Genomic DNA, 25125 nt, shown 5'->3' on the forward strand with positions numbered 1-25125 from the left:
CTCAGGGTATACGCAGGCCGCAATCAAGCCACATGCAGGGCTCCACTCAAGGAATTGCCATGTTCGACCACATTCCCGCCTATCCGGGCGACCCGATTCTGAGCCTGAACGAGGATTTTCAACTCGATCCGCGGCCCAACAAGGTCAACCTGAGCATCGGCATCTATTTCGACGACGCCGGCAAGCTGCCGGTGATGGACGCCGTGCGGCGCGCCGAAACCGCGCTGCTCGAATCGATCGGCCCACGCTCCTACCTGCCGATGGCGGGCCTGCCGCTCTACCGCGACGCAGCACAGGCTCTGGTGTTCGGCGCGGACCACGAAGCACGTGCCGCGGGTCGGATCGCGACCTTGCAGACCATCGGCGGTTCGGGTGCGCTGAAAGTCGGCGCGGATTTTCTGAAGCGTTATTTCCCGGCCTCGCAGATCTGGATCAGCGATCCGAGCTGGGAAAACCATCGCGTGGTGTTCGAAGGCGCGGGCCTCACGGTCAACACGTATCCGTATTACGACGAACACACCGGTGGCTTGCGTTTCGCTGACATGCTCGACACGATCGACCGCTTGCCGGAACAGAGCATCGTGCTGCTGCATGCGTGCTGCCACAACCCGACCGGCGTCGATCTGAGCCCGGCGCAATGGGCGGAACTGGTGCCGGTATTGCAGCGCCGCAAACTGATTGCGTTTGTCGACATGGCGTATCAGGGTTTCGGCGCAGGCCTTGAGGAGGATGCCGCCTGCGTACGCCTGCTCGCCGATGCGGGCGTGCCCTTGATCGCCGCGAATTCGTTTTCGAAGAACTTCTCGCTGTACGGCGAGCGCTGCGGTGCGCTGAGCGTGGTGTGCAAGAGCAAGGAAGAGGCGGCTCGCGTGCTCGGTCAATTGATGTCGACGGTGCGCGCCAACTACAGCAATCCGCCGACGCATGGTGCGCGCCTCGTCGCCAACGTACTGTCCGACGCGTCCTTGCGTGCCTCTTGGGAAGCGGAACTCGCCACCATGCGCGAACGGATTCTCGCCATGCGCGGCACGATTCACGAAGGCCTCGCAGGCCGCGTCGATGAAGTGATGCGCGCACGTTACGTCGCGCAGCGCGGCATGTTCACGTACACGGGATTGAGCGAAGCCCAGGTCGAGCGCTTGCGCAGCGAATACGCCGTGTACGTACTGCGTTCGGGACGCATGTGCGTCGCCGGATTGAATGCGCGCAATGCCGGCTATGTGGCGTCGTCGATCGCGGCGGTGGTGGCAGGCGCATAACGGCTATTACTCGCAACGGCTTGCCTATAACGAACGATAAAAACGGAGACCCTGATGACGACTCTTGAAATGCCGACTGCGAGCCCTAAAAAGGCCGCCGGGATGCACCCCGACGAATGGCAGGCGCGCGTGCAACTGGCCGCGTGCTATCGCATCTTCGACATGCTCGGCTGGAGCGAGATGATCTATAACCACATCACATTGCGCGTGCCGGCGAGCGTGAGCGGCGGCGAGCGGCATTTCCTGATCAATCCGTTCGGCCTGCACTACAGCGAAGTGACGGCGAGCAATCTCGTGAAGATCGACGCACAAGGACGCGTGCTCGACAACTCGCCGTATCCGGTGAACCCTGCGGGTTTCGTCGTGCATGCGGCGATTCACGAAGGCCTGGCCGATGCGCACTGCGTGATGCACACGCACACCACGGCCGGCGTCGCGGTGGCCTGCCTCGAAAACGGCCTGGAGCAAACCAACTTCTATAGCGCGCAGTTGTATGACCGCATTGCGTATCACGACTTCGAAGGCATCACGGTGCATGCGGAGGAAGGGCCGCGTCTGCTCGAACATATCGGCAGCAGGCAAGCGGTGATCTTGCGCAATCATGGCCTGCTGGCATGGGGCCACACGTTGCCGCAGACTTTCGCTATTCTGTGGACGCTCAACCGCGCGTGCGAAATCCAGATGGCCACGTTCTCGATGGGCCGCGCGCGGCTGGTGCCGGAAGAAGTGGCGATCCGTTGCTCGCGCGACTCTTTGCAATTCGATCCACGTCACGGTGCGGGACAGGACGTGTTCGATGCGCTGGTGCGGCGCGTGGATCGCATCGACACGAGCTACAAGGATTAACGCGAGGATTAACACAAGAATCGGCGCAAGGATTAACGCGAGACTTGAGGCGAAGATTGCTCCGACGATTAAAGCAAGGATTGAAGCAATGAAAGTAGGTATCTACGGTGCCGGCGCGATCGGTGGCTGGATGGGGGTGAAGCTCGCACAGGCCGGCCACGACGTGAGCGTGGTGGCGCGCGGCGCGACACTCAGTGAGTTGCAGCAGCACGGCCTGCGTCTGATCGAAGGCGGCGTGACGCACGCGGTGAAGGTGACGGCGAGTGAACAACCGGCGGATCTCGGCGTGCAGGACCTCGTTGTGGTGGCGGTCAAGGGGCCGGCGATGGCGTCGGTGGCCGCGCATATTGCGCCGCTGCTGAGTCCGCAGACGATTGTGCTTACGGCAATGAACGGTGTGCCATGGTGGTTCTGCGACGGGCTCGGCCGTGATTTCGCCGGCAAGCGGCTGAAGTCGATCGATCCTGACGGCGCGATCGCCGCCGCGATTCCGACCGCGCAGACAGTGGGCTGTGTGGTGCATGCGAGCTGTCTGATCGAGTCGCCGGGCGTCATCAGGCATCACCAGGGCAATGGGCTGATCGTCGGCGAGGCGTCGGGGCGAACGAGCGAACGCGTCAAAACGCTCACCGCCACGCTGGCCGCGGCGGGCTTCAACGCGTCGATGTCGGAGCAGATTCAGCGCGACGTCTGGTACAAGCTGTGGGGCAACATGACCATGAATCCGATCAGCGCCATCACCGGCGCGACCACCGACCGGATTCTCAGCGACGAACTGGTGCGCAACTTCGTCACGAGCATCATGCTGGAAGCGAAGGAGATCGGCGCACGTTTCGGTATTCCGATCGAACAGGCGCCGGCGGATCGTCACGAGGTCACGCTCAAACTCGGCGCGATGAAAACCTCGATGCTGCAGGATGTACAAGCCTGCAAGGCGGTCGAACTCGACGCACTGGTGGCTGCGGTGCGTGAACTGGGGCAGCTTACCGGCGTGCCGACGCCATACACGGACGCGTTGCTCGGGCTCGCACGCCTGCATGCGAGTACGTTGGGGTTGTATCCCCGCCAGTGAATGTTGTTCCGACTTCCGAAAAGAAGTCGCCCCGCATGATCAATGGGGCGGTTTTTTTTCGTCTTACGTTTCGCGTCTTAAGCACAGGGCTTTCCGCATCACGCAGCCACTGCGGAAGAGGCTGGCAGCTTTGCTGCTTCGATCAACGACAGCGCTTGCTGCGTATCGCCGAGTTCCGTCACGCACAGCAGCGCAAGACGGGCCAGATATAAGGGTGCTTGCGCTTCGCCTTCAGCGGTCAGTGTCTTGCAGAGCGTCGTGTAGACGAGGTCGAGTTCGCTATCGGTCATGGTGTGGGTTCCTCTTGCGTCAATTCGTCAGACTGGCCGTCACGGCGCTTTGCACGTTCGTCGCGTTGCCGTTGCGCCAGCGGGCGAGCACATGACCGTCCGGCCTGATCAGATAGACGGTGCCCGGCGTGGCATCGAGCATCTCATGCAAGTGTCCCGCCGGATCGACCACGTGCGGGACGGTGGCGCGCGGTGCGTCGCCTGTGACCAGCGTGATCGCTTTGAACGGAATGCTATGTTCGCCGAGTGCATGATGCAATTGCTGCCATGCTTCGTCTTGCGCCATGTCCGCGCCGAAGCGAAGTGCGGTGAAGCATGGCCCGAGCAGATCGGTGAGATGGAGATCGACTGCTACGCCGTCGCACATGCGTTGAAGTCGGCACTCCGGCAGGACCGTGCCCGGCGCTGGACCCCTGGCGAACGCGCCTGATGCAATGGCGGCGACCCGATTGAGCGGCGACTCGGCATACGCAATCGCATGCGTCTGCCGCGGATTGATCAGTGGCCGCACGGCCGGATGATGCGCGGCAAGTCCCAGGACTGCCTGGCGCATCAGGTCGAACGCGAACGAGGGCGGCGCCATGAATTCCGTGCTCTTCATCCCGTAGCTCAGGTTTTCACGCGCCGCAAACAGGCGCTCGTCGCTGTAGCTGTCGAGCAGGCGGTCCGATGCAATGCCGTTGACGACGCAACCGAGTTTCCAGCCGAGATTGTCGGCGTCGTCGATGCCGGAATTCGCGCCACGCACGCCGAAAATCGGCACGAGATGCGCGGCATCGCCCGCGAACAGCACCGAGCCGTGCCGGTAGCGTTCGAGCGTCAGCGCGTTGGCCTTGTAGACCGTAATCCAGATCGGCGACCATTCGCCCGTTTCGCCCATCGAGTCGAGCACGCTCTGCACGCGTGGCATGACGTTTTCAGGCTTGATCGCGGCCTCGGGATCTTCATCGTCGCGAAGCTGGTAGTCGATGCGCCAGACGTTGTCGGGCTGCTTGTGCACCAGCACCGTCGAGCCGGGATTGGAAGGCGGATCGAAATAGGCGAGACGCTCGGTGGCGCGCTCGCTCTCCAGTTCGATATCGACGATCACGTAGCGGCCTTCGTACGTGGTGCCGGTGAGCTTGAGGCCGAGTGCCTCGCGAATCGTGCTGCGGCCGCCGTCGCACGCGACGACCCAATCTGCACGCATTTTCCACGCGGTGTCGCCGGTGCTGAGGTCGAGCGTGGCGCCGTTGCCGGTATGTTGTTCGATACCAGTCACGCGGGTTTGCCAGCGGATGTCGATCAGATCGGCATGGTGTTCCACTTCGTCGAGCAGCAACTGTTCGATCTGATATTGCGCGATGTTGATCATCGGCGGCAGCGATTGCTCGTCGTCCTGATGCATGGCGAAGCGGAACACTTCGGCATCGCGATAGAAGCTGCGGCCGCCGGTCCATGGCAAGCCCTTTTGCAGAAAACCGTGCACTGCGCCAAGGCGTTTGAAAATCTCCAGGCTGCGGCGTGAGATGCAGATCGCGCGACTGCCGGTGCAGACGCCGTCGTCGGCTTCGATCAGCACCGAGCGTACGCCCTGGCGAGCCAGCGCGAGTGCCAGCGTCATGCCTACCGGACCGCCCCCGACAATCGCGACGGCGCGCCGCACAGGGTCGCGCCCGTCGACCAGCGGCGGCACCTCGCCCGCATAGTGACGCGGCGTGAACGGATAGGGTTTGAAACTGCGGCTCATACGTGTCTCCTGGATCTTCGCTGCCGATGGATTGCCCGCCGTGGCTTGAGTGCTCTCTGGAGGCGGTGCGAATCGATAGGTGAAGTATGAAGGAGGGGTGGCGCGTGGCTGTCCTCATTTTGGGTACAAGGCCCCTGCGTTCCGGCGATAGAAAAGGCCGCAGGGCGCTTACGCACCCTGCGGCCTTTCTGATTCACGCAATGCAGTCCGCGCAGACTTGCCTAATCCGCCCCGGCCAGATGCGAAGCCTGGCGCGAGTGCTGCACGCTCGCTCCCATCCGGCATTCCTCGATCATCGCGCGGAACGTCGGCGCCGCGTGTGAAGCGCCGGTCGCACCCATCTCCGGACCGGCTTCCGGTGCGCCACCCACGCCCACAACCAAGGTCGCCCGCGGCCGCCATTCCCGCGTGCGCCGCAGCAAGTTGCGCAGATACGGCGGCGACTCCGGCGCGTCGAGCGAGATGATGCAGATGATCGGCGCGTCCTTGAAGCTCGGTTCGTCGGCATGCGCGCTGCGATAGCCCGAGTGCGTGGCGATCATCGGCGCGAGACCCTGGCGGCCGAGCAATTGCACGGCGATCGCGGCGGTGACCTCATCGAATGCGCCGCGCCCAGGCACGCACAGGACCGACGCCCTGTCGGTTTCATGGTGCATCGGCGGATGGGCCGAAATGTGGCTGTCGTGCCGATCCGAAAGATCGGCCGTCGCCGATGCCGACATTGCGCCAGCGGAGTCGGCCGGTTCCGTGCGCGACAGACGATCCGGCAGTCCGTCGGCAATTTCCAGGTTTTCGACGATATCGACCAGTGCGTCATTGATCCGCGCCAGTTGCTCAGGCATCAACACCCCGCGCATCGCATCGTTGCGCGCAAGCTTGAGGCCTTCCAGCGCGACGTTGTCGTAGTAATCGATCAGCGACATCTCGCGCAGCAACCGCTCGGCCTGCACGATGGCTTCATGCGGATCGTCCGCCAGAAGCCGCTGATAGAAGTTCTGCGCGGGGGTGAGAGCAGGCTGGTCGCCTAGCAGCACCGTGAGAAAGTTCAAACGATCCGCGTAGCGGCCCAGCGTGACGACGCACAGCGTGAGCGGCGTGGACAGCACGAGGCCGATCGGCCCCCACAGCCAGCTCCAGAAAATCGCCGCCACGACCACGGCCAGCGGCGATAGCCCGGAGCGATGACCGTATAGCAGCGGCTCGGCAATCTGCCCGGCCACCACATCGACGACGATGAACAGGATCAGCGTATAGACCGCCATCGTCCATTGAGGCTGGATGGCGGCCGCGAGAAACACGGCAAGAATCGCGGCGATCCAGATGCCGATGTACGGCACGAAGCGCAGCAACGCAGCAATCACGCCGAACAGCAGCGCGCCCGGCACGCCGATGATCGCGAGCCCAATGGCGATGATCCCGCCCGCGCTGAGATTCACGCCCAGTTGCGCGACGAAATAGCGGCTGAGCCGCCCGGCGGCGTCGTTGATCGCGGTGGTGGTGCGGTGCAGATCGCGCGAACCGAATAGACTGATCAAACGGTCGCGCAGGTCTTCGCGTTGCAACAAGATGAAGATCGTGACGACCAGTACGATAAAGGTGGTCTCGATCGGCGCAATTGCCGGTGATAGTGCGCGTTGAGCGAGTTGCATCGGCGTGAGCGACGGCTCGTGTACTTCGACGGGCGTCGGCACAGCGGGTGCGTTGCGCGCCGCGCGTCCGGTGAGGCGCGGCGGGCTCGGCTTGGTCGGCGCGACGCGTTGCAGCGTGGCGGCGGCGCGGCTCATCAGCGAATCGGCCCGGCCGACGGTTTTCTCCTGCACCGTCTCGATCTTTTGCTCGATCGCCGCCTGATACTGCGGCAGATCGCCCGCCAGTTGCACCAGTTGCGCGCCGATCAGCCCGCCGACGGCCAGCAAGGTGGCGAGTGCGAAGAGCACCGCGATAAAGATCGATGGCAACTGGCCCATGTGCAAACGCCGCAGCGCCTGCACGAGCGGTGCGAGCAGAAAGCTGAGCAGCACCGAGAGCGTGATCGGAATCAACACCTCGCGGGCGAAGTACAGTGCGCTGACCACCACGACGCCGGTGATGACCGAGGCCAACCCATGCAGACTGGGCGTGCCCGGCGGGTATACGCGGTTCGGCCGCCCAGGTGGCGGTAACGATATTTTCATGGACACACTTCTCGATGTTGTGGCGCTGTCGCTTTTGCTGAGGGTGCGCGCGGATGGAACGGCGGCGGTCAGTTAAAGCGCCCGAGCAATTCATATGCCCGGATTGTAGGCGCTTTGGCGTGCGGCGGCCGTATCCCTTAGCCCATGTGCAAACGCAACAGCTCGAATAGCTGTGAGCTCGCATACAGCAGCAAGCCGATAAAGCCGCCCACAATCGTCCCGTTGATGCGGATGTACTGCAAATCCTTGCCGATGTTCAGCTCGATTTGCCGTGACATGTCGTGTGCGTCCCAGTTCTTCACTGTATCGCTGATGTGGCGCGTGAGGAACTGGGCAAAATCCGGCGCCATGGCGCGCGCCGCTTCTTCCAGGTGGTCGTTCAGCGACTGACGCAGCGCGGGGTCATGCGCCAGCTCGCGGCCCACCCACTGGCCCATTGCCATCACCCGGGCGTGCAGGGCCGAATCGTTGCTTTGCAGATCGCGTTTGAGCCATGCGCGCAATTCGCCCCACATGTCCTTCACATACGTGCTGAGTGCTTCGCCTTCCACCAGATAACGCTTCAGTTCCTCGCCTTTCTGCAGGAATGCCGGATCGGTCTTGAGTTTGACGATCAGCTTCTGCACCGCGTCGTCGAATTTCTGGCGCAGCTGATGAGTGGGGTTCTCGCTGATCTGCTCGAGCATCCGGTTCACCACATTGGCGATCGTTTCGGCGCCTTTTTCGCCGAGCCATGCCGACGGCAGGATCATCTCCATCGTCGGATATTCGCTCTTCACCCATTCGACAATGCGCTCAGCGATAAACTCGCGCGCCTGCGGTTCGCGCAACAGCGCCACGACCTGTTCGATGCCCGCGTCGAGCAGTTCCTGATGACGGCCGTCCTTGGTGAGCGTATCGAGAATCGAGCCCATGGATTGCGACAGATCGACCTTTGCCAGTACGTCGCGCAAGGCGTCCTTGATGAAGACCTGGATGCGCACGTCGTCGGTCAGTTCGAGGATGCCGCTCATCAGTTTGACCACGTAGTCGCCCAGTCGGGCGGTATTGGCCGGCTTCGTCAGCCAGCCGGTAATGCTTTGCGCCGGGTCGTGTTTCTGGATCAGCCCGACCAGCGACGGCACGTCCAGAAATTTGTCCTGCACGAACACCGCGAGGTTGTCGGCGATCTTGTGCTTGTTCTTTGGAATGATCGCTGTGTGCGCGGAGACGATCGGGATCGGTACGCGGCGAAACAGTGCGACGACGGCGAACCAGTCGGCGAGCGCGCCGACCATGGCGGCCTCGGCTATCGCTTTGATGCCGTCCACCCAGAGGCCGCGCGGCATGAAGGCGGTCACGAGGAAAACGCAGGCGGCGGCCGCCAGCAACAGCAATGGGGTGCGCTTGGCCTTCTTCAGTTCGGTTTCTTTGTTCATCGGCAGCAGGGCAGCGGAGTTCTAGTTGATTGGAATGGTGCGGTGCGATTGGCGTGCTGGTCCAGAAACGCGAGTGTAGCGCCGCTGTTCGGGCCGTGTGGCGCCGGCTTGGGACATTCTTTGACCCGCAGGCGCGGTAACATGAGCGCCGAATGAGTATTGAGTGACGATGCAATTGAACGGAATGGAGGCACAGTGATCAGGTTTCTGCACACCGCGGACTGGCAGATAGGTACGCAATTCGGCCAGTTCGAGCCGGACGAAGCCGCGCACCTCGCGGAAGCGCGCTTCGAGACAGTGCGCCGGATCGCGGAGGAAGCGGCGGCGCGCAAGGTTGACGCCGTGCTGGTCGCCGGCGACGTATTCGACCTGCAGACCGTTTCGGACACGGTGATCCGCCGGTTGTTCGGCGCGCTGCAAGCGTTTTCCGGGCCGTGGATCATGCTGCCGGGCAATCACGATGCCGCATTGGTCGAGAGCGTGTGGACCCGTGCGCAGCGGCTGAACTGCGTCGCACCGAACGTACGACTGGTGCTCGAACCCGGCGTGGTGACGCTCGACGCGTGCCAGTGCGCGTTGCTTTGCGCGCCGCTCACGCAACGCATCACTTACGACGACACGACGGGTTTCTTCGACACGACAGAGACGCCGCCCGGCTATCACCGTATCGGACTCGCGCATGGCAGCGTCAGCGGGATTCTGCAGGAGGGCATCGATTCGTCGAACCCGATCGCGCCGACGCGTGCAGCGAGCGCGCGTCTGGACTATCTCGCGCTCGGCGACTGGCACGGTTATTTGCGTGTCGACGAACGCACCTGGTATGCCGGCACGCACGAGCAGGACCGTTTCCGCGCCAACGATCCGGGCTTCATGCTCGACGTCACGCTGACCGAGCCTGGCGCCGTGCCGTCCGTTGAAGCGGTGCGGGTCGGTAAATATCAATGGCATCGCTGGGAAGAGGGGATCTCCGTGCCGACCGACGTCGATTCGCTCAAGCTGCGACTCAGCACGTTGGGCAGTCATGACGTGCTGCGGGTGACCGTAAGCGGATCGACCGCACTGGCCGAGGCCGAAGCCATTCACCTTGCGGTGGAAGAGACCCGTGCGCGGGTGCGTGCGCTGCGCGTCGATCTGAGTGGCCTGCAGGTGCTGCCCACCGCCGACGATCTCGCCGAACTCGGCGCGCAAAGCGGCTACCTCGCGAAAGTGGTGGCGCGTCTGCGAGGCTTGCAGGAGGACCCGCAGTCCGACCCGCAACAGGTCAAGCGCGCGGCGGAGGCGTTATTGCTTCTGGCGCGTTTTCAACGTGAACTGCCGCGCGAAGCGAGGTCCGCATGAAGCTGGAAAGCATCGCGATTCAGGAGTTCAAGCAGTTCACCGGACGGCTCGTCATCGACGATCTGCAGCCTGGACTCAATCTGTTCACCGGCCCGAACGAGGCTGGCAAGAGCACGATCGCCGAAGCCGTGCGGGCGGTGTTCCTCGAGCGCTACAAGGCTTCGCATCTGAAAGACCTGCTGCCGTGGGGCAAGGCGAGCGGGCAGCCGTCGGTTGAAGTGACATTCGACATGGACGGCACGGCCTGCAGGCTGTCGAAGCAGTTCGTCACCCGGCAGCGCTGCGAATTGAAGATCGGTCAAGCGGTGTTCGGCGAAGACGAAGCCGAAGACAAGCTCGCCGCGCTGCTCGGTTTTTCGCGGGCCGCGCGTGGGCCGCTGAAGGCGGAAAACGCCGGTGTCCCCGGTTTGTTGTGGGTGCAACAAGGCGGTACGCAGGAGGTGCGCGATTCCACGGGACATGCGGCGCAGTATCTGCGCGATGCGTTGTCGCAACTGTCGGGCGGTCATGAATCGGCGGGTGAGGATGCGCTGATCGCGGCGGTGCAGCGCGAACTCCGGCAACTGCTCACGGCGCGTACGCAGAAGTCCACCGGCCCATTGGCCGAGGCCGAACAGGCGTTGGCGGCGCTGATCGAAGAGCGCGACGATCTGGAGCAGCAGCGTCAGCAGTTCGATGAGAACATCGTACGGCTTGCCACGCAGCAGGAAGCCTTCGACGACGCGCAACGCAAGCGCCCCTGGGAGCTTCATGAGCAGAAGGCCGTGCAGGCACAACAGCGCGCCGACGCCGCGGCCGAACTCGAACGCAGTCTTCAGGGGCTCTCCCAGTCGCTGCAATTGAAGGACGCAGAGTTGGCGCTTTCGTTGCAGCAGGAACAGGCGGCCACTGAACTCGAAGCAGCCGTTGCACGCGAGCGGCAGCAACTCGACGCCGCACGAGCCAATGTCTCGGCAGTTCAGAACGAACATGCGCAGGCTCAGGCGAGCGTGGCGAAATTTGAACAGGCGGCTACCGATGCCAACCGCGCGTACGAACTGGCGAACGCCGCGGTAACCGCGGGCGATTTGCGCAGTCAGATCGCTCTGCACCGCACCGAGAGCGAGCGGCTCGAAGCCTCGATCGCGGCCGCCGGCAAGGCGAACGAGGCCGTGCTGGAGGCGACCCGCGCAGCGGCCGCGCTCGAGATCGACGGGGCGCAATTGAAGCGGCTCCAGTCGCTCGATGCGGAATTGACCGTGCTGCGCGCGCGGACCGAAGCGGCGATGACGCGCATCGAATACCGGTTGAATGGCGCGATCACCGTCGGCGATGCAGAGGTACACGGCGAGGGCGTGCTGCGGCTCGACGAGGAAAAACTGATCGGTCTTGGCGAACTCGGCGAATTGCGCGTGATTCCGGGCGTCTCCGATCTGTCTGCGCGGTTATCCGAGTTGGCGTCGCTCGAAGCCCAGCATGCGCAATTGTTGCAGACGCTGGGCGTGGCGTCGCTGGGCGAGGCCGAGGCCAGGCACGAGCAGTGGAAGACGCTGGTCGCGCAGCAGAAAAGCCAGGCGAAGATTCTTGAGGTACATGCGCCGCAGGGTATCGACGCGCTGCGGGCTGCGTTGGCTTCGGCGGATGCGCGAATGCAATCGGCCAACGGACGGCTTGCGGCCTTGCCCGATGTCTCCGCCGCGCCACCGCTCGACGAGGCTCTCCGCAACGCCGACATCGCACGTGATGCGCTGGACGCCGCCCGAAAAGTGTTGGCACAAGCGGCGGAGAAGCGATCGACCGCTACGGCCACGACGGAATCGCTCGCCGCGCAACTCCAGCGTAAGGAGGCGCAACTGGGCGACGAGGCGTTCTGCCGCAACCGCGCGCTGTGGCAGACGAAAATCGTCGAGCAGCGCGTGCAGGTCGAGGCGCTGAAGAAACAGCTTGAAGGACGTGAGCGTGAGTTGGAAGCTGCGCGTCTCGACGATCCGGCGGCTGAAGCGAAGCGCTATCGGGCGTCGGCAGAACTTGCGCGCAACGAGCAGCACGAACGGCAACTGCGGATCGCGCAGTTGCGCAGTCAGCTCGAGACGGTTGGCGCTTCTGGGCTCGGGGAGCGTCTCGCTACAGTAAATGCTTCAGTCGAACAGGCCATGCGCCGCAAGGAAGAACTCAGCTTGCGGGCGAGAGCTTTGAGTCTGCTCGACGAAGTGCTTGTCGACGAACGTGATGCGGCGGTGGCGCAACTGCGCGCGCCGTTGACCGAGCGGCTCGGGCACTATCTGAAGCGCATTTTCCCGCAGTCGACGATTGCGCTCGGCGACGATCTGAGTCCGGCGACGCTGGATCGCTATGGTCGCGCGGATACGCTCGATGCGTTGAGCTTCGGTACACGGGAGCAACTCGGTATTCTGACGCGGCTGGCGTACGCGGATCTATTGAAGGCGTCGGGCCGACCCACCTTGCTCATGCTCGACGACGCAGCCGTGCATACCGACGCGACGCGACGCGATGCGATCAAGCGCGCGCTGATCGACGCGGCGACGCGGCATCAGATTCTGGTGTTCACGTGCCATCCGGAACTCTGGGATGATCTGGGCGTCAGGCAGCGGGCGATTGAGGATTTGAAGGTGGCGGCATAGGGCATCGCGCGGGCGGATGGGGTGCAAATGGAGGCAATGGTGAGGGGGATGGGGCGAAAATAACCCACTGTGCTCACTCATACCACCGCGGCGTGTAAACCCATTCCCCGCCATCGACACCGTTAGCAAACGCGCGTGTCGTCGACGACCCCACGATCACCATCGTGCGCATATCCACATCGGACGAACGCAGTTCACCTAGCGTGATCGTGCGCAGTGTGCTGCCCGGTCTGCCGATATCGCGGCCGAGCACGACTTTCGTCGCGGCAGCGCGATATTCCCGCACGATGTCCAGCGCTTTATCCAACTGCCACGGCCGTGCGCGGGAGATCGGATTGTAGAAAGCCATCACCAGATCCGCTTCGGCCGCATGCCGAAGGCGCTTTTCGATGATGGTCCACGGTTTCAGATTGTCGGATAACGACAGCATGCAGAAGTCATGGCCTAACGGCGCGCCGGCTTGCGCCGCAGTTGCCATGGCAGCGGACACTCCCGGCACGATGGCGAGTTGGACCGAGCGCCAGTCAGCGTTCGTCGAAGCGCCTTCTTCGAGCGCTTCAAGCACCGCTGCCGCCATCGCAAACACGCCGGGATCGCCCGACGACACCATCACCACTGACCGTCCAGTGCTCGCGAGTTCGAACGCATGGCGCGCCCGCTGCATCTCTTCGCGATTGTCCGTGCCGTGTACGCGTTGGTCGGCACGCAAGGGGCCGGCCATTTTCACGTATGTTTCGTAGCCGAGAATATCGGTGGCTTCGTTCAGCGCCGTTCGTGCGGCGGGCACCATCAGATCGGCGCTGCCGGGGCCGAGGCCGATCACGGTCAAGCGGCCGCGCGTACGGCCAATCGTGCTCGGGTCGATTGCCAACGCGGCCAACGCGAGTGCAACCCCTGCGTCCGCGTCGTCATGCAAGGTTTGATAAGGCAGGCGCAGCGCGGCATGCAGCAAATTGCTCGGCGGCTCGCCGTCCTCCGGGCCCGCCTGGGCAAAACGCAGCGGCACGTTCAGGCTCGCCGCGGCATCGGCGAGCGCCGGGTTTGCCATGTGTTCGGAAGGAACCAGCAATGCCGCGAGCGAGAGTGGTGCAAGACCGTGCGCGTCCAATGCCTCTTGTACCAGCGCGGCGATTCGAGCGCCGGAAGCCGTCTGCGAATCAGCACCGGAATTTGCGCCGAGGTCCGTATCCGTATTGGAATGCGCAGCGGCACTCGGCACGGTCACTGCCGCCACCACACTCCGCGGATGAATCACCAACTCATCATCCCGCCCATCCCACGCACGTGGCGTCACGCGGATCGCGAGACGTCCGGATTCAGAGCGAGGCAATTGCGCGTCATCGAGCCACGGCGCTTCACCCTCGATGCGCGTGCTTTCACCCGCCAGCAGATCAGACACGAAGCGCTTGCCTTGCGCTATATCGGCAAGCGCATAGCCCTCAGGCGGATTGAGCATACACGTTCCAAAGCGCAGTTCGCCACTCGTTGTAATCGCAGGCGACACGTTCAACGCAGCCGCAATCTCGCGAGCCATCACGTTGACGCCGGCAAGCCCACCGAGCAAGGGCACGACCGCACTCCCATCTTCTGCAACGGCCAGCACCGGCGGCTCGACGCCCTTATTCGACAACAAGGGCGCGACGCAACGAATCACGATCCCGGCGGCGCACAACGCGATGATCGGCGTACCGCGCGCATACAGATCACACAGATGCGCGCGGAGTTCCGTGTATGAGACGTCAGCCTCGACTCGGCCCTGCAAGGCATGCACCTGGCAACCGGCATACAACATCTGGATACGCCGTGCGGTCTCCAGCGCGCCCGCACCGAGAATCACGATCGCGGGCGGCGTCAACCTTGCCATTTTTCCCCCGGCACCACGAGCAGCGAAAAATACGGCGAGGCCATCGGGTCGACTTCGTCAAGCGGCACGATGCGCTGATTGCCCATGGTCGCGCGTTCGACATAAAGCGCACGATGCGCGAGTCCAAGTTCGCCGAGCACGCGCCGCACCTTATCGAAATTGCGGCCGAGTTTCATGATGACGGCAGCGTCGGCATCGGCGAGACGCCGCCGCAGTTCGTCTTCAGGCAACACGCCGGAGAGCACCGACAAACTCTGATTGCGATACACCAGCGGCGAGCCGAGTACCGCTGCACCGCCGAGCATCGAGCACACGCCGGGCACGACTTCGGCTTCGAAACGCGCCGCGAGGCGGTCGTGCAAATACATGTACGAGCCGTAGAAAAACGGATCGCCCTCGCAAATCACCGCTACGTCGCGGCCCGCGTCGAGATGGCCGGCGACGACCTCCGCAGCGGTGTCATAGAAGTCGGCGATGATCACTTCATACGAAAGCGGCGGTTCGAGCGCTTCGGTCGTGACGGGATAAACGAGCGGCAGATGCTGTTGAGCGTCATGCAGATGCGCCTCGATGATGCTGAAGGCGTTGCCCTTCTTACCCTTTGCGACGAAATACGCGACCACGGGCGCCGCTTTCAGCAAACGCAGCGCTTTCAGTGTGATGAGCTCAGGGTCGCCGGGGCCCACGCCCAGTCCGAATAAACGTCCTTGCACCGTCATTTACTCGACCTCCGTCGCCAGTGCGTTCACGGCAGCGGCGGCCATCGCGCTGCCGCCGCGTCGACCGTGAACCACGACGTAGGGCACGCCGCGACTGTCTTCGGCAAGCATCGCTTTCGATTCGGCCGCGCCGACAAAACCGACCGGAAAGCCGAGGATCAGTGCGGGTTTTGCTGCGCCGGCATCGAGCATGTCGAGCAAGTGAAAGAGGGCGGTCGGCGCATTGCCGATCACGACGACGCTGCCGGCCAGCCGGGCCCGCCACAATTCGAGCGCAGCCGCCGAGCGCGTATTGCCGAGTTCGCGTGCGAGTGCGGGCACGTCCTGATGCGTCAGCGTGCAAATCACGTCGTTGTTCGCGGGCAGGCGTGCGCGCGTGATGCCTTGCGCCACCATGCCGGCATCGCACAGAATCGGCGCGCCTTGCGCCAGTGCCGTACGGCCCGCGGTGCCTGCGCCTTCGGAAAACTGAAGATCTTCAACGACGTCGACCATGCCGCAGGCGTGGATCACGCGCACCGCGAGTTTCTCGAGGTCGGCGGGGATGCGCGACAGGTCGGCCTCCGCACGTATCGTCGCGAAGGATTGGCGATAGATCTCCTGACCGTCGCGAATGTAATCAAGCATCTGAGGGGCTCCGGGCCGGGTGTGCCAATGGGGCGAGCATGTCGGCGGCTTGTTCGATCGTAAGTTGGTGCGCGACGCGCGAGCCGAAACCCGCCTGGCCGTCGCGTCGATAAAGGTCGTAGATGCCGGGCGCCGCAGCCAGCAGCGTGTACGGCGCGCAATGTGCGGCAGCGCATGAGCGCGGACAGCCGCTCAGATGGACGTCGATGCCATCGGGCAAGCGATCTGCTAGCCGTAACGCATCGGCTTTGGTGTCGGCGAGGCTTTTTGCACAGCCTGTGGAACCGGCGCAGGCGATCAGACGTGTCATAGGCTGCGCTGGATCGCATGCGAGGCCTAGCGCGTTCATTTCAGCGAGCACGGTGGGTGCGGCATCGGCTGCGATATCGGGTAGTAACACGCTTTGCCAGGGCGTCATGCGCAGCGTGCCGTTGCCTTGCTGTTGCGAGAGCGTGGCGAGGCCGCGCAAGGTCGTGGCGTCGAGGCGTCCGAGCGGCGGTTGGCCGCCTACGTGCAGCATTCCCACGACTCGCTGTGCGTGCGCGCCGAGTCGCAGCGTGGTATCGGCGGGCGTGGGGCGTAGCCAGTTTGCAAGCGATGTGTCGCGTGACAGCGGGAAATCGACGTACGTTTGAGTGTGCTGCAATAGCGCGTCGACGGGATGCGTGGCGAGCAGGTGACGCATGCGCGTGGCATCTGGGGCGGCCAGATCGAGGAACGTATGCAGCAGCGCGCGGACGAGGTCTGTGACTTGCGCGGGCAGCACTGCGGCGAGAGCGCCTGCGTAATTCGGATGAGGATGGTCAACGGCGCTATGCGAGCCGGTACGCGCGATATGCTGGAAGGCATCGGCATCGGCATCGGCATCGGCATCGGCATTGACGTCAACGTCCGCGTTCGCCACAGCAGGCGGACAACCTGCCAATCCAAGCACAAATCGCACACCGTCTTCAGCTTGCGTCGCCGCGAGCCAGACATCATGTGGATGATCGAGTCTGGCAAGACGCTCACCACCATCGAGCAGTAGCGCGAATTTGGGCGATAGCGCCGCGAAACGCGCTTCGGATTGCAGCAACGTGAGCAGTTCGACGCAAAGCGGCCTCGTATCGAACAGCGCAAATGGATCGCGCCCGGCAGTTGGGCTCACCATCACATTGCGCACATCGTCCGCAGCGGACGCCGAAATTGCGGTAGGAGCTTGTCGTGCGGTCGTCGGTCGCGTATTCGAAGCATCCGCTGCGCCGAACCGAGATGCGGTTGAAGTATTTGCCAAGGTCTTTAGCAGCAAGCTGTCAGCATCCACCGCACCGGTCGCCCGAATCGGCCCAAGCCCCGCATCGACCAGCGCCGCGATCAACGCCGCTTCATGCCCGCTTCGCACGCCACGCACCTGCAGATTCGCGCGATTGGTCAGCTCGACCACACCGGCCGCATGCCGCTCGCTGACGTCGGCGATCACCGCGGCCTGCGCCGCGCTCAACTCACCGCCGGGCAATTTGATCCGGCAAATCCCCCCATCGCGCGCCGCGACGATGCGCAGCAGCCCCGGGCACGCCGAGGGCCGCAGCGCGAGGGCCGCATCGGGCAAAGCAGTGGAGGGCGAAGCTTGATTCAAGACGGACACCGGGTTTAGCGTCGCGCGACGGCCCGAGCAAGCCGCAAAGCGGCGATTGCTGCGGCATCGGTACACCCCGCCCGATGTAGGCTGGCACGAACAGTCTGGCCGGCAGGTCTCCTGGCTGGCAGGTCATGGTCCGCCGCGGCCTTCCCGGTCGAACCAGTGGCGCGGAGCGCAGGCGGACTCGCTGCATACAGTTGCGGGGGCAGCCACAGCAACACTGTGTTCCCTCTTCGGCCCCGAAGGGCACCGGCGGCTGTATTATGCCTTTTTTCGAACAGCACAACGAGGCTGGACGCTTTGATCGGCGTGGCACAGCGCATTATTTGAAGATACAGAATGAGGATGGATGCATGCCGGCGTGGCTGACCGTGGTGGGCATAGGCGATGACGGCTTCGCCGGCTTGGGGAGGCCCGCGCGGCGTGCTTTGCTGGAAGCGTCGGTGGTTTATGGCGGCGAACGTCATCTGGCGATGCTGCCCGCACGCCTCGCCGCGCGCCGTGAGGCATGGCCCAGGCCGTTCGATCTCGCGCCTTTGCTGGCCGAGCGTACGGGGTCGGTGTGTGTGCTGGCGAGTGGGGATCCGATGCTGTTCGGCGTCGGCGCGACCCTCGCGCGGCAGTTGCCGGCAGGCGAGTTGCGGGTATTGCCGGCGCCGTCGTCGTTGTCGCTGGCGGCCGCGCGGCTTGGCTGGCCGTTGCAGGACGTCGCCACGGTTTCGCTGGTGGGAAGGCCATTGCCGACGCTGAATGCTCATCTGCACGACGGCGCGCGCGTCTTCGTGCTGAGTGCCGATGGGCGCACGCCCGCCGCGCTGGCCGAACTGCTGAATGCGCGCGGTTTCGGCGCGACCCGGATGACCGTGCTGGAACATTTGGGCGGCGATCTGGAGCGGTGTATCGATGGCCGTGCGGACCAGTGGTCTGCGGGCGAAGTGGCAGCGTTGAACCTGATCGCGCTTGAATGCCGTGCAACGGAAGGCGCCCCGCGTTTGCCGCTGACCGTCGGCTTGCCCGACGACGCCTTTCGCCACGACGGTCAGTTGACCAAGCGCGACGTCCGCGCGATCACGCTGGCACGCCTCGCGCCGACGCCCGGCGAATTGCTATGGGACGTGGGCGCGGGCAGCGGCTCGATCGGCATCGAATGGATGCGCGCGCACCCGACCTGCCGCGCGATTGCGATCGAAGGGCACGCGGAGCGGCAGCGGTTCATCGAGCACAATCGCGATGCGTTGGGCGTGCCGGGTCTGCAACTGGTGGCTGGCCGCGCGCCTGATGCGCTGGAAGGATTGGCTGTGCCGGATGCCGTGTTCATCGGCGGTGGCGTGACGGTGCCGGGCGTGCTCGACGCGTGCTGGGCGCGTCTGCGCGACGGCGGACGTCTGGTTGCCAATGCCGTGACCTTGCAAGGCGAGGCCGCGCTGGCAGCGTGGCGTGAGCAACACGGTGGCACGTTGACCCGCATTGCGCTGGCCGACGCACAGCCGCTTGGCGGCTTCGATACGTGGCGCCAGGCGCTGCCGATCACGCTGCTGGAGGTCACGAAGCTGGCTGACGGCGCCGACGGCACGTTCCGTGCGAGCGGCGCGAACAGCACGAGCAATACGAGCAGCACGAACGGCGCTAGTGGCATCAATGCCGCCATATGCACATCCGGCACCTCAGCCACCCCCGCAGACTCACCACCCCACCCGTAATGCGCGAAGAGACGCCCGAACAACCCGCGCCGCTGCGTAGCGGCTACACGACCGGCAGTTGCGCCACCGCGACGTCGCTCGCGGCCGCGCGTCTGTTGCTCGCGGGTATCGTCAGCGAGGTCGCGGAGATCGTGTTGCCGAAGGGCCAGCATGTGCCGATGCCGCTGGTGTTCTGCCGCCTGACCGCCGACGGCGCGGAAGCGGGCACGGTGAAAGACGCTGGCGACGACCCCGACGTGACACACGGCGCGATCGTATTCGCCCGCGTGCGACTGCTTGCCGAACCGGGTGTGATCTTCCGCGCAGGGCCAGGCGTTGGCACCGTGACGCGCGCCGGCCTCACGCTGCCCGTCGGCGAACCAGCGATCAATCCGGTCCCGCGCAAGATGATGACCGAGCATCTGACCGAGCTCGCGGCGGAACATGGGTACGGCGGCGGCTTCGAAGTGACGATCGGCGTCGAAGGCGGCGAAGCACTTGCACTGAAAACGATGAACCCGCGCCTCGGCATTCTCGGCGGCTTGTCGATTCTCGGCACTACCGGCATCGTCCGGCCGTTCTCGTGCTCGGCCTATATCGCATCGATTCATCAGGGCATCGACGTCGCGCGGGCGAACGGTTACCTGCATCTCGCGGCCTGCACCGGCAACGCAAGCGAAGACGCGATGCGCGCGCATTACGGTCTGCCGGACATCGCGCTGATCGAAATGGGCGACTTCGTCGGCGCGGTGCTCAAGCATATGAAGCGTGCGCCGGTCGAGCGCTTGAGCGTGTGCGGCGGCTTCGGCAAACTCAGCAAACTGGCGGCCGGGCATCTCGATCTGCATAGCCGCAATTCGAGCATCGATCTGGAACGGCTTGCGACCTGGGCTGCGGAGTATGGCGCCGACGACGCGTTGCAGGCGGCGATCCTCGCCGCCAATACGAGTCAGCAGGCGGTCGCGTTGGCTCACGCGCGGCAGGTACCACTCGGCGATATCGTCTGCCGTCACGCGCTGGCCGTCGCGCGCGCTATCGTGCCGCCGCAGGTCGCGGTCGAAATGTTTGCGATCGATCGCCAGGGCAATCTGATCGGAGCCGCGCAATAATGCGGGTCCTGCTGCTCGGCGGCACCGGCGACGCTTTGCGGATCGCCAGACAGCTCGGCCCTGAGCATGTGTACAGTCTCGCGGGCCTTGGCAAGGTGCCGGACGATCTGTCATGCGAGGTGCGCGTGGGCGGCTTCGGTGGCAGCGAAGGGTTGGCGCGTTATATCGAGGACAGACGCATTAGCCTCGTGATCGACGCGACACATCCGTACGCCGCGCAGATCAGCGCCAATGCCGCGAAAGCGAGCGGCGCCGCGCAGGTACCGTGCTGGGCGCTGCGCCGCGAGGGCTGGCAGCCGCAAGCTGGCGACGACTGGCGCATGGTCGACGATTGGACCGAACTTACGGCCGCGCTTGCTTCATTCAAGCGACCACTGTTCACGCTCGGACGCGAACCGCTCGCGCATCTCGACGAAATCCCGCCGCAGCAATTCTGGACAATACGCTGCCTCGGCGCACACGAAGCCAATCCACGTGCGCGAATTCTGGCGACACGCGGGCCGTTTACGCTCGAAGGGGAGCGAGCGCTGTTCAGCGCGGAAGCATTCGATGTCGTCGTCAGCAAAAACAGCGGCGGCAGCGCCACCGAAGCGAAACTCGAGGTCGCGCGCGAACGCGGCTTGCCGGTGGTTATGCTGCGACGCCCTGAATTGCCCGCAGTCGATCGCGAGTTTGCTAGCGTGGCCGACTTGCTGGAAGCGTTGCAAGTCTCAGGTTAAATGGCGCATGCATGTCATGCCGGCCAAACGAATCATGGAGTAACGAATGACGGTGTTTTTTATCGGCGCGGGTCCCGGCGACCCGGAACTGATCACGGTGAAAGGGCAACGCCTTGTGCGCGGCTGCCCCGTGATCCTGTACGCCGGCTCGCTGGTGCCGGCCGCTGTGCTCGAGGGGCATAGCGCGGAGCAAGTCGTCAATACCGCCGAACTCGACCTCGATCAGATCGTCGCGTTACTCAAGGCCGCACACGACAAAGGCCAGGACGTGGCACGCGTGCATTCCGGCGACCCGTCCTTGTATGGCGCGATCGGCGAGCAGATCCGCAGACTTCGCGAACTCGACATTCCCTACGAGGTCGTACCGGGCGTGACGGCAACCGCGGCATGCGCGGCGACCCTCGGCTGCGAACTCACCTTGCCCAATATTTCGCAGACGCTGATCCTCACGCGCTTTGCAAGCAAAACGACGATGCCGGAAGGCGAACAACTCGCCGACCTCGCGAGACATCGCGCGACGATGGCGATTCACCTCGGCGTGCGCCATCTTGCCCGCATCGTCGATGAACTACGGCCGCATTACGGCGGCGCGTGTCCGATCGCGGTGATCTATCGTGCGAGCTGGCCGGATGAAGAAAAGATCACCGGCACGCTCGACGATATCGTCGGCAAAGTGCAGTCCACCAACATAGAGCGGACTGCGCTGATCCTGGTGGGACAGGTGCTGGCGGCTGAAGGATTCGCGGAGTCGACGTTGTACGCGAAAGGCGGCTGATCCGTACACCGCCGATTCGTTATCCCCCTGTTTTCAACTGCGCCCACAACCTGCCCTCCAGACGTTTGATCTGAGCGGGCAAGGGCTTGAGCAGAAACAGCGTTTTCAACACGGACTCAGGCGGATACACGGTCGGATCGTTGAGGATTTCCGGCCGCACGAATTTGCGCGCGGCGGCGTCCGCATTCGGATAGAACACCTCATTGGTAATCCCGGCATGAACCTCGGGGCGCTCGATGTAGTTGATCCAGTCGAGCGCCGCCTCCGGATGCGGCGCATCCTTCGGGATCGCCATCATGTCGAACCACACCGGCGCACCGCCTTGAGGGATGAAGTATTTGACCTCGTAACTCTTGTTGGCATCGCGCGCGCGATGGCTCGCCATCGACACGTCACCCGACCAGCTCAACGCGAAACAGATGTCATCGCCCGCGAGATCGTTGATATAACTCGTCGCGTTGAACTGCGTGATGTACGGGCGGATCTTCTTTAGCGCGTCGTACGCGGCCTGGTAGTCGGCCGGATTCACGCTGTTCGGATCGCGCCCGAGATAGTGCAGTGTGACCGCGAACACATCGGTCGGCGCATCGAGTAGGGATACGCCGCAACTCTTCAGCTTGCTCAGATATTCGGGCTTGAAGAGGATGTCCCAGTTATCGAGCGGCGCATCGTTGCCAAGAATCTTTTTGACCCGCGTGACGTTGTAGCCGAGCCCCGTGGTGCCCCACGCCCACGGCACCGCGTACTGGTTGCCGGGGTCCGCATCGGCGACCAGCTTGAGCAGACTGTGGTCGAGGTTCACCAGGTTCGGCAGTTTCGATTTGTCGAGCTTCTGGTAGATGCCGGCAGCGATCTGCTGGGCGAGAAAGTTCGAGGTCGGCACCACGACGTCGTAACCGGTAGAACCCGTCAGCAGTTTCGCCTGCAAGGTTTCGTCGCCGTCGTAGACATCGTATTGCACGTGAATGCCGGACTCTTTCTCGAAGTTCGGCACGGTGTCTTTCGCGATGTAGTCGGCCCAGTTGTACAGATTGAGCTGCTTTTCGTCGGCGTGCGCGGCGGTGCCGAACGCGCAGAACAACAGCGCTGCCAGCAGCGGCGCGGTCGGCCTCGGCTTCATGAAGGTGTGGGGCATGATGGTCGTCCAGAGAGGATTCAACAGAGCGGTCGCGGCCTTACATGCGCTGATGGCGTTGCAGCTTCTGATTGCGCATCAGGCACAGCATGTCGGCGGCAAGGTGGGCCGCGGCGAGCGCGGTGACGTCGCTGTGGTCGTAAGGCGGCGACACTTCCACCACGTCCGCGCCGACCAGATTCACGGCGCCCAGCGCGCGAACGATTTCCAGCGCTTGTGCCGAGCTCAGGCCGCCCGCCACCGGCGTGCCCGTGCCGGGTGCGAAGGCCGGATCGAGGCAGTCGATGTCGAAGGTGAGGTAGGTGGGCGCATCGCCGACGATCGACAGCACTTCGTCGATGGTCGCCTGTGTGCCATTGCGGTGGACCCACGGCGCGTCGAGAATGCGCACGCCCATGAAGTCCTCGTTCCAGGTGCGAATGCCGATCTGCACCGATCGCGCGGGATCGATCAGCCCTTCACGGATCGCCTTGTAGAACATCGTGCCGTGATTCAGCGAATCGGGGTTGTCGTCCGGCCATGTGTCGCAATGCGCGTCGAAGTGGATCAGGCTCAACGGCTTGCCGTACTTTTCAGCGTGCGCGACCAGCAGCGGGTAGGTGATGTAGTGGTCGCCGCCGAGCGTCAGCATGCGGGTGCCCGTGGCGAGAATCTCGCGGGCGTGGGCGATGATCGCGTCGCGAATGCCGAGCGGGTTGTGGGCGTCGAACCAGCAGTCGCCGTAGTCGACCACGTTCAGATGATCGAACGGGTCGACGCCCCACGGAAACGCGCCCAGTTCGGCCAGTTGCACCGAGGCGGCACGCATGCCCGCCGGGCCGAAACGCGTGCCGGGGCGAAAGGTGGTCGCGAGGTCGAGCGGAATGCCCGATACGGCGACGTCGACGCCGATGAGATCGCGCGTATAGGGCCGGCGCATGAAGGACAGCACGCCGGCGTAGGTGGGCGCATGGGGTTGGCCGGCCGCGTCAGTGCCCGCGGCAGGGGCGGTCGAGGCGGGGTGCAAAGCGTTCAGGTTCAGGGTCATACACGTCGATCCGGTCAGTTTCAGTGAGTGCCGTCACACAAATATTTCTCATGTCTGACGAAACAGCATGCGGCGTGTGGAGGGCAACTGGCGCTATGATTGCGAGGCAATATTCCGGCGAAAAGCGAAGAATCTTGCTGGAAGTATCGATATTTTTAATACCTCCCCTGACCGTGGCGACCCGATGCGAAGACTTCCCCCTCTGCAGGCCTTGCTCGCTTTCGACGCCGCCGCGCGCCTCGGCAGCTTCACGCGCGCGGCGCAAGAACTCGCGCTGACCCAATCGGCGATCAGTCATCAGATCCAGCAACTCGAGGAGTGGGCCGGGGTGCCGCTGTTTCGGCGGATTGGACGCGGCGTTGCGCTGACGGCCGCCGGCGTGCTGTTTGCGCAGACCGTGACGTCGGCGATGACGACCCTCGCGGATGGGCGCGATCGCATCGAACCCTATGGCAATCCCGACTCGGTGATCATCTATTGCGCGCCGCAGTTCGCGATCGGCTGGATCATGCCGCGCATGCCGGCGTTTTCGGAGGCCATGCCGAACATCGAGATCTGGCTCGTTACCGGGGACGAGGTCAACGAGATCGATCGTGTCGATGTCGACCTGATCGTTTCTGCGAAGGAGATCCGCACGCCCGAAGTGATCTGCGAGCCGTTGCTCGACGAGGAGGCGGTCGCTGTCTGCGGGCCCGTGACCGCGCGCCGTCTGCGCTCGATGCCCTTTCCCGAGGTGTTGACGCAGGCGCCGTTGCTGGTGCTTGAGCAGCGTCCGGAGTGGGCGCCGTGGTTACCTGAGTTAAGGCGCGGCGGTTTGCGCACGCGGCGCGCGATGACGGTCGACGACCCCCGCATTCTCGTGGCGGCAGCCGAGCGGGAAGCGGGCATCGCGATGGTGTCCCGGCTCACCGCTGGCGACGCGTTGACGAGCGGGCGGGTCGAGGTCCTGCCGCAGGTCCCGGGCTTCGCACTCGCGCCGCTCTGGCTGATGCGCTCCGCCCAACCGGCGCGCTCCGCGGCGGTGGATGCAGTTTATGCGTGGATGGTGAGGCTCTGCCGAGACGGTGGTTGACGCGCCGCAGTTTCATGGCGAAGGCAAACGTCAC

Annotated in this window: 20 protein-coding genes and 1 riboswitch; of the genes, 10 read left to right on the forward strand and 10 right to left on the reverse strand. The window is 64.0% G+C overall.

The window, feature by feature from the left end; genetic code table 11:
- The first annotated feature begins 59 nt into the window (after positions 1 to 59).
- From P3T25_RS05190 to P3T25_RS05200, 3 genes are all read left to right on the forward strand, one after another.
- The gene (locus tag P3T25_RS05190; protein WP_408518217.1) at positions 60 to 1259 is read left to right on the forward strand and encodes an aromatic amino acid transaminase; all 1200 of its coding nucleotides are present in this window, start codon (positions 60 to 62) and stop codon (positions 1257 to 1259) included.
- Between the two features lie 54 nt (positions 1260 to 1313).
- Positions 1314 to 2105, forward strand: a complete 792-nt coding sequence (locus P3T25_RS05195; RefSeq protein ID WP_266239244.1) for a class II aldolase/adducin family protein — start codon at positions 1314 to 1316, stop codon at positions 2103 to 2105.
- Positions 2106 to 2193: 88 nt separating this feature from the next.
- Entirely contained in the window at positions 2194 to 3177 is a 984-nt protein-coding gene (locus P3T25_RS05200) for a 2-dehydropantoate 2-reductase (RefSeq protein WP_429357647.1), read from the forward strand.
- A gap of 98 nt (positions 3178 to 3275) precedes the next feature.
- On the opposite strand, the gene P3T25_RS05205 is transcribed toward P3T25_RS05200, so the two are convergent.
- The 4 genes from P3T25_RS05205 to P3T25_RS05220 all read right to left on the reverse strand — a co-directional run bounded on the left by P3T25_RS05205 (position 3276) and on the right by P3T25_RS05220 (position 8788).
- A complete protein-coding gene (locus P3T25_RS05205) occupies positions 3276 to 3467 on the reverse strand; it encodes a hypothetical protein (RefSeq protein ID WP_154567018.1) in 192 nt (63 codons plus the stop codon).
- Positions 3468 to 3486: 19 nt separating this feature from the next.
- Complete coding sequence (locus P3T25_RS05210; RefSeq protein WP_429357648.1) at positions 3487 to 5196, reverse strand: FAD-dependent oxidoreductase; 1710 nt, start codon at positions 5194 to 5196, stop codon at positions 3487 to 3489.
- Between the two features lie 221 nt (positions 5197 to 5417).
- Positions 5418 to 7370, reverse strand: a complete 1953-nt coding sequence (locus tag P3T25_RS05215) for an AI-2E family transporter (protein WP_429357649.1) — start codon at positions 7368 to 7370, stop codon at positions 5418 to 5420.
- A gap of 137 nt (positions 7371 to 7507) precedes the next feature.
- On the reverse strand, positions 7508 to 8788 hold the full coding sequence (locus P3T25_RS05220) for a DUF445 domain-containing protein (protein WP_429357650.1): 1281 nt from the start codon (positions 8786 to 8788) through the stop codon (positions 7508 to 7510).
- A 195-nt stretch (positions 8789 to 8983) separates the two neighbouring features.
- Here P3T25_RS05220 and P3T25_RS05225 point away from each other — a divergent pair, with 195 nt between their 5' ends.
- Both P3T25_RS05225 and P3T25_RS05230 read left to right on the forward strand, forming a co-directional pair.
- The gene (locus tag P3T25_RS05225) at positions 8984 to 10126 is read left to right on the forward strand and encodes a metallophosphoesterase family protein (RefSeq protein ID WP_429357651.1); all 1143 of its coding nucleotides are present in this window, start codon (positions 8984 to 8986) and stop codon (positions 10124 to 10126) included.
- Entirely contained in the window at positions 10123 to 12747 is a 2625-nt protein-coding gene (locus tag P3T25_RS05230; RefSeq protein ID WP_429357652.1) for an AAA family ATPase, read from the forward strand. The genes P3T25_RS05225 and P3T25_RS05230 overlap by 4 nt, the downstream gene beginning before the upstream one ends.
- A gap of 73 nt (positions 12748 to 12820) precedes the next feature.
- Here P3T25_RS05230 and cobJ read toward each other — a convergent pair whose 3' ends face one another.
- From cobJ to P3T25_RS05250, 4 genes are read right to left on the reverse strand one after another with little or no spacing between them, the layout of a single operon-like run.
- A complete protein-coding gene (gene cobJ / locus P3T25_RS05235) occupies positions 12821 to 14611 on the reverse strand; it encodes a precorrin-3B C(17)-methyltransferase (RefSeq protein WP_429357653.1) in 1791 nt (596 codons plus the stop codon).
- On the reverse strand, positions 14599 to 15330 hold the full coding sequence (locus P3T25_RS05240; RefSeq protein WP_154560496.1) for a precorrin-2 C(20)-methyltransferase: 732 nt from the start codon (positions 15328 to 15330) through the stop codon (positions 14599 to 14601). The genes cobJ and P3T25_RS05240 overlap by 13 nt, the downstream gene beginning before the upstream one ends.
- On the reverse strand, positions 15331 to 15957 hold the full coding sequence (locus P3T25_RS05245) for a precorrin-8X methylmutase (RefSeq protein WP_266239250.1): 627 nt from the start codon (positions 15955 to 15957) through the stop codon (positions 15331 to 15333). It abuts the gene before it with no gap.
- Positions 15950 to 17581: a precorrin-3B synthase gene (locus tag P3T25_RS05250; RefSeq protein ID WP_429357654.1), complete on the reverse strand. Its 1632-nt coding sequence runs from the start codon at positions 17579 to 17581 to the stop codon at positions 15950 to 15952. Before P3T25_RS05250 ends, P3T25_RS05245 begins: the two co-directional genes overlap by 8 nt.
- Positions 17582 to 17665: 84 nt before the next feature.
- Positions 17666 to 17844, reverse strand: a riboswitch (cobalamin riboswitch).
- A gap of 84 nt (positions 17845 to 17928) precedes the next feature.
- On the opposite strand from P3T25_RS05250, the gene cbiE reads away from it, so the two are divergent.
- The 4 genes from cbiE to cobM are packed head-to-tail and all read left to right on the forward strand — an operon-like array spanning position 17929 to position 21857.
- Positions 17929 to 19275: a precorrin-6y C5,15-methyltransferase (decarboxylating) subunit CbiE gene (gene cbiE / locus P3T25_RS05255; RefSeq protein WP_429357655.1), complete on the forward strand. Its 1347-nt coding sequence runs from the start codon at positions 17929 to 17931 to the stop codon at positions 19273 to 19275.
- On the forward strand, positions 19275 to 20363 hold the full coding sequence (locus P3T25_RS05260) for a cobalt-precorrin-5B (C(1))-methyltransferase (RefSeq protein WP_266239252.1): 1089 nt from the start codon (positions 19275 to 19277) through the stop codon (positions 20361 to 20363). The genes cbiE and P3T25_RS05260 overlap by 1 nt, the downstream gene beginning before the upstream one ends.
- Positions 20360 to 21082, forward strand: coding sequence for a cobalt-precorrin-6A reductase (locus P3T25_RS05265; RefSeq protein ID WP_429357699.1), 723 nt, complete (start codon positions 20360 to 20362; stop codon positions 21080 to 21082). The genes P3T25_RS05260 and P3T25_RS05265 overlap by 4 nt, the downstream gene beginning before the upstream one ends.
- Before the next feature lie 46 nt (positions 21083 to 21128).
- On the forward strand, positions 21129 to 21857 hold the full coding sequence (gene cobM, locus P3T25_RS05270; protein ID WP_429357656.1) for a precorrin-4 C(11)-methyltransferase: 729 nt from the start codon (positions 21129 to 21131) through the stop codon (positions 21855 to 21857).
- A gap of 19 nt (positions 21858 to 21876) precedes the next feature.
- Here the strand turns inward: cobM and P3T25_RS05275 are convergent, their stop codons facing one another.
- Together P3T25_RS05275 and speB are read right to left on the reverse strand one after the other, a co-directional pair.
- The gene (locus tag P3T25_RS05275; protein WP_429357657.1) at positions 21877 to 22992 is read right to left on the reverse strand and encodes a polyamine ABC transporter substrate-binding protein; all 1116 of its coding nucleotides are present in this window, start codon (positions 22990 to 22992) and stop codon (positions 21877 to 21879) included.
- 40 nt (positions 22993 to 23032) lie between these two features.
- Entirely contained in the window at positions 23033 to 24019 is a 987-nt protein-coding gene (speB, locus tag P3T25_RS05280; RefSeq protein WP_429357658.1) for an agmatinase, read from the reverse strand.
- Between the two features lie 184 nt (positions 24020 to 24203).
- On the opposite strand from speB, the gene P3T25_RS05285 reads away from it, so the two are divergent.
- Positions 24204 to 25091 carry a LysR substrate-binding domain-containing protein gene (locus P3T25_RS05285; protein ID WP_429357659.1) on the forward strand — a complete coding sequence of 296 codons (888 nt, stop codon included), beginning with the start codon at positions 24204 to 24206 and terminating at the stop codon, positions 25089 to 25091.
- The last annotated feature ends 34 nt before the right edge of the window (positions 25092 to 25125 follow it).

The sequence above is a fragment of the Paraburkholderia sp. GAS32 genome (genome assembly GCF_050434225.1).
GTDB lineage: Bacteria > Pseudomonadota > Gammaproteobacteria > Burkholderiales > Burkholderiaceae > Paraburkholderia > Paraburkholderia madseniana.